This window comes from Dyadobacter sp. (genome assembly GCF_051859145.1).
GTDB lineage: Bacteria > Bacteroidota > Bacteroidia > Cytophagales > Spirosomataceae > Dyadobacter.
Map to the genome: position 1 here is coordinate 1 of NZ_JBHYGF010000096.1, position 9,604 is coordinate 9,604.

A 9,604-nucleotide genomic window follows, 5' to 3' on the forward strand; every position below is an offset into this window, starting at 1 on the left:
ATAGACCTTGGCTTAGTGTATAACATTGATTTCACGCATGCGGACACAATTGAAGTAAAAATGACACTTTCCACACCACATTGTCCATTGGGCGAGGCCATTACCAATGGTGTTGAAAATGTTTTGCAAGATCAGCTTCCGGAAAGAAAAGCCATTGTAACCCTCGTATGGGATCCCCAGTGGAGCCTTGAAATGATGACAGAAAGTGGTAGACAGCAACTAGGCATTGATTAGGTTTACAAAACAACAGTACGATTTAACGTATACCTACTCACATTAACTGTACAATATTGACATTCCGGTTAATAGTATTTGTAAACTTCAGAATTGTTTTGCACTATTTTAACATAAATAATTTGCACAGCCGAGTTCACTCAAACCGTCGTATTTATGTACTTTATAAAACATTTCAGGCTTTGAAAAAAGAGCATTACAAGCCAATTAGGAAGGGTTTGAGTACAGAAAACTTAAATGAACGGACGTTATTATTCATTTGATGAACTCTCCTGTATGTGAATAAAGGCAACTCTATTAATTAAGAGGATGGGGGTGCCTGATTAGTTTTTCTTACTTTGTAGTCAGGCCATAATTAGGTGCTCAATCGTATCAACCAAACCTTGGATCGACCCCGATTTCTGAACAAACTTATCGACCCCTATTTGTTGTAGCCTGGGTTTCCATTCATCAGGAATGGATGTCGAGTAAATAATGATACAGGGGTGGTCAAACTCTTTTAACTTTTGCAGCTGCTGTAAACACTCACCACCATCAATCCTGGGCAGGTTGATATCAATGAATACATACCCTGGCGGGGTTACGGATTTACTACTGAAATGAGCAAGGGCGGATTCGCAATCTGGGAAAAAGAGGCATTTTACGGGTTCTTTGAGCTCATGCACAGCCATTTCAAAAATTTCGTGATCATCCGTGTCATCATCAATCATTACAAACAATCCTTTGTTTCCCATATGTGTTATGCCAGTTGATTACAAATTATAATGTCATTGTATTGACAAATTCTATACCGGCCTGATCAATCCCATTAAAAATGGTATCTAACAGCAATGGTATCACTTTCTATCATTTTGCCAGCAGGCTTAATACTACCTTCACATTGCAGCCCGCTAAAACTTAAAGTCTGTCCCCAATTGGTTAGCAAGGCTGATGAAGCCCTCAAACGAGGATGGCTTGGTATAATAGTGGGATACGCCTGCTTTGTAGGCCTGCTCAATGAATGAGCTATTTGAGGCCGTGGAAATCATTGCGATTGGCACCTGGCCGAGCGCCGGATCCTTTCTAATTGCCAGTGCTGCCTCAATTCCATTCATCATCGGCATGTTCATATCAAGCAGAATCAATTCAGCTTTTTGAGCTTTTGGGTGCTTAATAACGTTTAACAATTCAAGCCCGTTCTCAGCCTCAATAATATTAATCTGACTGTGGACCTGATTGATGGCTTCTTTAATTAGAAACCGGTCATCTTCATCATCATCAGCCAAGTAAACGGTAATCCCGGACTTCATTATGATAATGATGATGCAAACGGCTTCGTAAAGCCCATTCATCCAAAGGTTTGCTGCACCGCCAATTCTTGGCATCAGCAAAACAGCCGCAGTAAGCAGGCTGCACCATAGGAATGCATTTTTTATTTGAATGGGCCGTGCTACACGTGATAAGAGTAAACCGCCAAAAAATGGAAACATCGTACGAATAATGCCAATACGCATGTGCTCGGCATTCAATGTCCAGCCGCCAGTTACGTCTCCGTTCGGGCTGGTAACAGCTAGATGCACAAGCCCGGCACCTGCCAATACTACAAAACAAGCCAGTGCCGTGTTAGATAATTTCCTTAGTCCGAGCGCGTAGAGAATATTGGCGATATACTCAAAAAACAATGACCAACCCACACTATTAAGTGGATGCATTTCAAACCAACCCCGGATATCCATAGAAAGTGGAACCGGCAGAAGTGTCCATCCAATCAGCATCACAACAATCAGCTTCCATACTGGGACTGTATCAATGAGCGGCCATATAGGTGAATCTGTAAAGTAAAAGCCTATTGCACCGAGCGTCATGCCTAACACAACAAGCGGGTGCAGCCGTTCAAACCGGCGCCTGAGAAAGCCGCCAATGGACAAGTTGTCCCATCGGTCGTCGTATGCATAACCAATTACAAAGCCTGATAGCAGAAAAAAGAAATCCACTGCAAGGTATCCGTGATTTACAACGTTATCCAGGCGGCTACTGGCGAGCGGCTCAGTCAGGTGAAAGCATACTACAATGATAGCTGCAACGCCCCGAAGTCCGTCTAATATCTGATAATGCGGCTTTGTGCCAAGTAGATCATTGTTCATTAAAAGAAATAACACGCTAATTTACGGTAGCTTGGTTCACGAATAAATTAACGTAATGCTTATGCAGCGCGCTGATATGATTGTGGCCAAGGCAGGCCACCAAGGCGGAGACGACAAATAACAAACCCCGCCTGCCAAGCAGAAGGAAAGTGAAAAGACAGAAGGTTTCGCATCGGCAAAAATTACACCTGACCAGAAGTAGCAGAAAACGCGAAGCTTTTATCTCAAAACGTATTGGCAAGTGAAGAACAAGCAAAACTATTCTTTCTTTAATATCCCACTTGTGACACTATCTTCAATTAGCTTTTCGGCGTAATTCCAGATTGAAACAGAGCCGTTTTTGATCACTTGCTTCTTCTCATACACTTTTTTGTAATCAACGTTATACTCCTTCCAGGTTCCGCCATTGTTTGAAACATTTTGCAGCAGCGGCTCCAAACGGTCCATTGATTTTGCAAATTTCGCTTCATCGGTTTCACCAGCCTCAAACTCATCCCAAACCGCGATTAGATCTTCCGCCTGTTCTTTTGGAAGTATACCAAAAATTCTTTCAGCAGCTGCCCTTTCGTCGTTGGTATTGATATGATTTTTGACAGTATCATAAATGAAAGTATCACCTGCATCAATCTCAACGATATCATGTATCAAAACCATTTTTACCACTTTCAAAACATCGATCAAGACATTTGAATGCCCGGATAAGATAATGGCCATCATCGCCAAATGCCAGCTGTGTTCTGCATCATTTTCATTTCTATCGCTATTGAACAATTTGGTCCGGCGCTGTATGTATTTCAATTTATCGATCTCCTTGATAAACTCTATTTGTTTGATTAGATCTTCGGTTTGCATCTGAAAATTTATGGTAACGCAATTTGGCTGGTAAATTTAAGCTATGATTATGTGGTAAAAAAGAAGAGATTACATCTCCTGTGTTCTAAAAGAATCCTGTACGCTGAAGTCGGCGCGGTGTTATGATAACAGGTTACCATCCATATGAAGCACTGGTAGAAGCTTTGGCACAAGTTGCCCCCGAGATTGTGAAAGCAAAAATCGATTCTTAACGAAATAAGTTTGCGAGCCACTTTTTTGACCTGCTGCCAGCCACTGCTTCGAATGAATTGCCCTTTGCCAGCCGTTGAACTTCAAGGTTTGTTGCTTATGCACTAAATATCTGGTTTATCGTTTCCCTGCTTAAGGGTTTCGAATAATAACCATTAACAAGTGGGTGTTTTTCTGACTTCTGGGTATCTTCCGGATCGATGGAAGAGGAGAGGATAAATATGGTGATTTGTTCCTGTAACAGGCTGGGGAACGAAGAAAATTTATCCAGAAACTCCCACCCGTTTATCACCGGCATATTGATATCAAGAAAGAGGGCAGCATGCTGATCCTGAGCGCTATTATGATAGTCTTCCCTGATCCATTCCAATGCCTTTTCGGGGTCAGTAAACAGATGGATACTGGCATCAGGTGCAATGGAGCCAATGATATATTTGCAGATCAGGTTGTTGCCGGGATCGTCATCGACGACAATGAATTTAGAAGGTAGTTTCATGAACTGGAATTTGGTAAGCATGGGGACTAAATGCAACCCTAACTTCGGTGCCTTGATTAACGACACTCTCTACTGCAATTTTCCCGCCAAGCATTTCAACCTGCGTCTTGACCATAAATAACCCCATTCCTTTGCCTTCCACGTGGTGGTGGAAGCGTTTATAGAGGCCAAAGAGTTGCGCACCTTTACTGGCCAGGTCAATCCCCATTCCATTATCCTGAAAGGAAAGCGTTACCAGGTCCCGCTCCCGGCTGCTTATTATCTTGATCACAGGATCGACGTCCTTCTGGCGGTATTTGATACTGTTCATGATCAGGTTAAAGAAAATACTGTGCAAATAACTTTTCAGGGTGAATAATTCACTTACAGCACTAAAATTGGTTTCTATCCGGACATTTTCTTTTTCGATAATATTCTGGATGCTCAAGCTGATTTCGTCTATCAGCTGCTGCAAAGAAACCGGTTCCCTATTTTCACTTACTCCCCTTTTAACCTGCAGAATCCTGTTAAGGTCTGAAATGACATCGTCGAGACGTTTGACATTCACCAATATCTCAGTCACAAACTGCTGCTTTACTTGCGCAGGGTAGTTGTCCTGGTTTACCAGCTCGGCTAAACCTATGATATTGGCAACCGGGGCACGCAGGTTGTGTGATAAAATGTAGGAGAACTGTTCAAGGCCCTTGTTTGAAGCCAAAAGCTCATCAGTATATTTCTGAAGGTTTTTGTGGAGCTCATCAAGCTCAAACTCCGAGTGCTTGCGTTCGGTAACATCCCTGAAATAGACAGATAACCCATTTGCAGAAGGGTATGCGGTCACCTCGAACCACGCCTTGTCCCTTTCGTAATAGGATTCAAAATGCTGGATAGCATTTTGCTCAATAGCTTTATGGTAGTTATGATGGAATTCGGTGCCCACGATGTCGGAAAATACATCCCATACAACCCGGCCCAATATTGTATCTTTGGGGCAGTTTAGCATGGTCTCTGCTTGCTTATTCCAGTAGGTTACAATCCAGTTCTTATCCAGTGTATAAAACCCATCCCCTATACTTTCCAGGATGACATTCTTTTCCTCAAGCGCTTTAAGCACTTCTTGTTCAGCGTGTTTTTCCCGGGTAATATCATTGACAAAACAGGATAGGCCGGTAACAGTATTGTTTTTGATGATCGGGTGAATGGAAAATCTCAGATAGCTGTTAGATCCGTTGTAGGGGAACAACTTTTCGAATTTCAAAATTCCACCGCTCAATGTACGCGCATTGATCACCTCCCATTCCTGAGCCGAGCCGGGATCAAACTTTCCCAGAGATTCGCGGATATCATCGCCTGGCTGTACATCTATGCCGTACCTTTCCTTCATCATGCTTTTCAGTGCACGATTGTAGGTGATGTATTTCAGGTCAGTGTCAAGCGAGTAGATGAGGGAATCCGTATTGTTGATGATCGCATTCAGGTTCGATTCTGAGCGTTCGAGCAGTTCCTGGGCCAGCTTCCGATCAGTAATATCACTCATAGACAAGCTTAGCCCCGTGATCTCACCGTTTTCATACAACGGGACGAACATAATGCTTAGCCATTTGCTGTCCCCATCAATTTGCTGATATATATGGTCATACTGCCGGGTCTTACCGGATAGCACACTGGTGATCATCTTTTCATAATCAGCGCTTTTGTCGCCACTGACCGCATCAAACAAACTACTGCCCACCTGAATTTTTTTGCCGGTGCTTAAATTATAAAAATTGCTGGCCTTGCTATTGAAGTACTTTACTACCGCCTGGGTATCGGCCAGGATAAAACCTTCCATGGAATTTTCAAAAATTGCCCGCAGGTTGGATTCCGAACTTCTCAGGGCCTGCTCAGACTTTCTTATATCCGTCACATCGTGCATCACACCGTATAAGTTGACGGGTTGCCGCTGGCTGTTGAGCTCAATATGGGTTTGCGCATGCAGGTGCCTGACCTGTCCGTCCTTCCTGACAATCCGGAAGTAGTAATCCGCCGCCTGTTGGGAATCTATCGCATCCCGGTTCTTTTTCAGTACGTACTCTACATCATCCGGATGTATCAACGATATCCAGGAAGCCGCACTTTGGGTATTGTCTGTTAGGGATAAACCACAAATCCGGCAGGCTTCATCGGAGAACGCATTAGTTTGCGTCGCTAAATCAAGTTCCCAGCTGCCCAGGTGGGCAACGGCCTGGGCCTGGCTCAAACGCCCTTCCTTGTATCTGAGTTGCTGGTCGGCCAGGACCGAGGCGGTCACGTCCCGAAAATTGTCGACTATCCCGTTGATAGCGGGTTCATGTAGCAGGTTGGTGACCGTAGCCTCAATCCATCGCCAGGTGCCATCCCTGTGCAGCATGCGCCCGGTATGCCCCTGTATGGGTAAGCCCGGGCTGGCAAGAACTTTCATCATGACCTTAGCGTGTTCTTCCACATCGTCAGGATGTGGCAAAGTAAAAAGATCCATGTTAAGGACCTCCTGTGGGGTATATCCCAGTACATTTTTAACGGCCGGCGAAACGTAGGTTGGCTGGGCCTGCGCATTGAGCACGACAACGGCCTCCATGCTGTTTTCCACCAGCGTGCGGAAACGCTTTTCACTGTTGGTCAACTGTTCGAGCATATAACACTGCTCTTTTTTAAACTTGTATTTTTCCAGGCTCTGGTGGATTGCGAACGGCAGGCGGCCGGGCTGGTCCTTGATAATGTAATCGTCCACCCCCAGCATCAGAAGCTCTTCCGCCATTTCATCGGACACTGCATTGGAGACGATAATGAAAGGGATTTTCATCCCGTTCTCCCGTAGGCTAGCGACTGCCTCCGAGCAATGTATACCGGCCAGAGTATATTCAGAGAGGATAATATCTGGCGCAAAACCCGCTAGTGCCGCTATATATTGGTCACTGTTGCAGACAACACGAATGTCGGCATTTATCCCTGCTTTGTCTAAGGCTTGTTTCGCCACAATTACTCCTGCCTCTGAATCTTCAAGGTATACTATTTTCAGATTGCTCTTCACTTTGTTGTATTTACATATGCAATTGGCGGGAGCTTTGTCCTCTAAGGTTTTAAATTACTCCACTATCCTCGGAATGTAAAAAAAATTCGTGGTAAATGAATATATTTTGACGCTTCAACAGAATATGGCCTGCTCGAAACCCTGCTTATTTTAAAAGGACCAGTTCTAGCATAAGCCTGAGTTTCCACAATACCATTAACTGCGCGGCCTGCATCGATTGCATACCCAAGTCTGTCACTAAGTTATAGATTGATTAAAAGCTCTTTTTAGTCGGGCATAAGAGCTTAACCACTTAAAATAACTGTCCACTAAAAGTTGTTCTGACCTCTGAAGACACGGAGGTATTTTGTATCAAAAAGCGTAGCATATCAGCTATATGGAAGATAAATCAGTGGTCATGAAATAAACAGCACGTAGCTGAGGTTTCACAGTGTTAATGGACACTTGACCTGACCCTGTTCGTCTTAGGGAGCCAGCCGTGCGATTCGGCAGGCGTTGCAATTCACCCGGTTCCTTCCATAAACCACTCGGACCTGTTCAAGCCGGCGCTTACATACATTCTCTATTAATGTTAACGGTTTATACTTCTTACAAGTATTGTTTGACAAATGGCCCTGACATCATTAGTTATTCATGTTAGTGTATTGTTGTATGATTCCTTCTATATTTATCAATTAAGTATTGAAGTAATTCGACATTATTCTTTATGCATGATACGGGAGGAGAGATAAGCCCTGCTGAACAAAAAATGAAGGCCATTTTGTTGCATGCCCCCGTGGGGCTGGTCGAGATGGACGATAATGGGAAAATTGTCGACATTAACTTGATGGGTGGCAAACTTCTTAATCCTTTGGCTGGAGAAAATCTCAAGCCCGGGATAAGCTTATATCCCTGTTTATCAGCGCTAGATCCTGAAATAGTAACCCGCATCCGCGATTTTGAAGAGCCATCGGGATTGATCATGCTCAACCAGCAGTACAGTTATTTAGCTGCCGGCGTCGAAGGAGGCCAAAAGCATTTCCAGCTAACCGTATACAAAATATTTGATGACTGCCTGATTGTAAGCGCGGAAGACAGGACCGAAAAGATTCAGGAAGAACAAGCCCTGAAACAGGCACAGCAGGATAAAGCCGTTGCACAGGGCAAATACGAAATAGCATCGGAAGTGATCCATGATATCGGCAATGCGGTAGTTGGGTTTAACTCTTATCTGACCCGTATCAACCGCATGCTGGAACAGTACAGCCAGGGCAACTTGCAAAAAGTTACATTGTTCTTAAAGCAGCAAAACGGGCCAATCAGTGCCGCAATAGGTGGACCTAAAGCCGCTGCCCTGATCGACATGATGGAGGCTATCAGCAAGTCGCTCGGCGATAGCCATGATGAACTTCGGCGGTCAGTCAACGAGCAGCTTCACCTTACTGCCCATATTCAGGACATTTTAAATATTCAGCGCCAATATATCAGCGGGCATGAATCCCAGGAAAGAAAGCCTGTTAATCTGAAAGACATTATCAGCGATTGCCGTTCAATGGTTTTTGCCAATATGGAAAAGAAGGGAGTTAATCTGTCTTTAAGCATACCCCCGGAACGTATTGTAATTAAGGGTGATCGCACAAAGCTCATGCAGGTCATTCTGAACATCCTAAAAAACAGTATTGAAGCCATCGATACAGACGCCAGTGTAAAAACAATCAGTATTGAAGTAAGTGGCACCGAAGACAGTGTTCAGTTAGTCGTTTCGGATTCCGGAAAAGGATTTGATGAGCAAACAGCAAAACACCTTTTTGATCGGGGATATACCACCAAAAGTTCGGGTACGGGCCTGGGCCTTTACAATTGCAAAGCCATTATTGAGAGCCATGGAGGTACTATTTCCATGGCCAGCAATGGGGCAGGTATGGGCAGCAAGACGACCATTTCATTTAATAAGTAACCACGATAAAGATGAATGAAATTAATACCTCTGTATTAATTATCGATGATGAGGAAATGGTCAGAGATAATATGGAAGAAATACTTGTACCCCGACATCAGTCCATTGAAAGCCAGCAGATAAATCATGCGGCCAGCATACTTTTTGATGCGCAGACGTCGATACTGGCACCGCTTACCAGCAATATTCCCGTTTTTAAGGTAGAAAAGGCATCAAATGGAATGGAAGGGGTCGAAAAAGTTAAAGCTTCCATTGAAAACAACAGCCCGTATGCCGTTATTTTCCTGGATATGCGCATGCCGGGTTGGGATGGACTGGAAACTGCCATAGAGATCAGAAAATTTGACAGTAAAGCCGAGATCATTTTTGTTACTGCCTTTACTGACCGTTCCATTGAGGAAATTATCGAGCAGGCAGGCCAGAACGTAGGTTATCATTGCAAACCTTATGCTTCCCAGGAAATCATACAGCTGGCTACCAAAGCAGTAACTGATTACAGCCGCCTTCGCAACCTGGAAAGCCTGATCGAATCTATTGCGTCTATCGGACTAAACGAGCGGCAGCTTACTTCCTTATTGAAGAACATATTAGACCAGCTGGCCACGACCATCGGTACTGATATGGCCTTTTTGGGCAGGCTTCGTGACGACTTCTCTTATGAGAAGGTCTTGTCGATCGGGGCGATGGAAGAAAAGATTAATCTTGAAGAGCTGGTAAGTCGCATC

At 44.1% G+C, this 9,604-nt stretch carries 8 protein-coding genes; 3 read left to right on the forward strand and 5 right to left on the reverse strand.

The window, feature by feature from the left end; translation table 11 throughout:
- Positions 1-234 (forward strand): metal-sulfur cluster assembly factor (locus ACTIE6_RS07130; protein ID WP_439555979.1); only part of this gene is annotated, 234 nt, incomplete at its 5' end.
- Between the two features lie 344 nt (positions 235-578).
- On the opposite strand, the gene ACTIE6_RS07135 is transcribed toward ACTIE6_RS07130, so the two are convergent.
- From ACTIE6_RS07135 to ACTIE6_RS07155, 5 genes are all read right to left on the reverse strand, one after another.
- Entirely contained in the window at positions 579-968 is a 390-nt protein-coding gene (locus ACTIE6_RS07135) for a response regulator (protein WP_439555980.1), read from the reverse strand.
- 156 nt (positions 969-1,124) lie between these two features.
- The gene (locus tag ACTIE6_RS07140) at positions 1,125-2,357 is read right to left on the reverse strand and encodes an acyltransferase family protein (protein WP_439555981.1); all 1,233 of its coding nucleotides are present in this window, start codon (positions 2,355-2,357) and stop codon (positions 1,125-1,127) included.
- Positions 2,358-2,615: 258 nt separating this feature from the next.
- A complete protein-coding gene (locus ACTIE6_RS07145; protein ID WP_439555982.1) occupies positions 2,616-3,209 on the reverse strand; it encodes an HD domain-containing protein in 594 nt (197 codons plus the stop codon).
- A 307-nt stretch (positions 3,210-3,516) separates the two neighbouring features.
- Complete coding sequence (locus ACTIE6_RS07150) at positions 3,517-3,915, reverse strand: response regulator (RefSeq protein ID WP_439555983.1); 399 nt, start codon at positions 3,913-3,915, stop codon at positions 3,517-3,519.
- The gene (locus tag ACTIE6_RS07155; protein ID WP_439555984.1) at positions 3,899-6,943 is read right to left on the reverse strand and encodes a PAS domain S-box protein; all 3,045 of its coding nucleotides are present in this window, start codon (positions 6,941-6,943) and stop codon (positions 3,899-3,901) included. Before ACTIE6_RS07155 ends, ACTIE6_RS07150 begins: the two co-directional genes overlap by 17 nt.
- 706 nt (positions 6,944-7,649) lie before the next feature.
- Between ACTIE6_RS07155 and ACTIE6_RS07160 the strand changes: the two genes are divergently transcribed.
- Both ACTIE6_RS07160 and ACTIE6_RS07165 read left to right on the forward strand, forming a co-directional pair.
- A complete protein-coding gene (locus ACTIE6_RS07160) occupies positions 7,650-8,879 on the forward strand; it encodes a sensor histidine kinase (RefSeq protein ID WP_439555985.1) in 1,230 nt (409 codons plus the stop codon).
- A gap of 11 nt (positions 8,880-8,890) precedes the next feature.
- The coding region (locus tag ACTIE6_RS07165; RefSeq protein ID WP_439555986.1) for a response regulator at positions 8,891-9,604 on the forward strand (714 nt) is incomplete at its 3' end.

What these genes read in the sequence shown, in the direction of transcription:
- ACTIE6_RS07135 (WP_439555980.1), bottom strand. Translation starts at nt 968, where the DNA reads ATGGGAAACAAAGGATTGTTTGTAATGATTGATGATGACACGGATGAT.
- ACTIE6_RS07140 (WP_439555981.1), bottom strand. Translation starts at nt 2,357, where the DNA reads ATGAACAATGATCTACTTGGCACAAAGCCGCATTATCAGATATTAGAC.
- ACTIE6_RS07145 (WP_439555982.1), bottom strand. Translation starts at nt 3,209, where the DNA reads ATGCAAACCGAAGATCTAATCAAACAAATAGAGTTTATCAAGGAGATC.
- ACTIE6_RS07150 (WP_439555983.1), bottom strand. Translation starts at nt 3,915, where the DNA reads ATGAAACTACCTTCTAAATTCATTGTCGTCGATGACGATCCCGGCAAC.
- ACTIE6_RS07160 (WP_439555985.1), top strand. Translation starts at nt 7,650, where the DNA reads ATGCATGATACGGGAGGAGAGATAAGCCCTGCTGAACAAAAAATGAAG.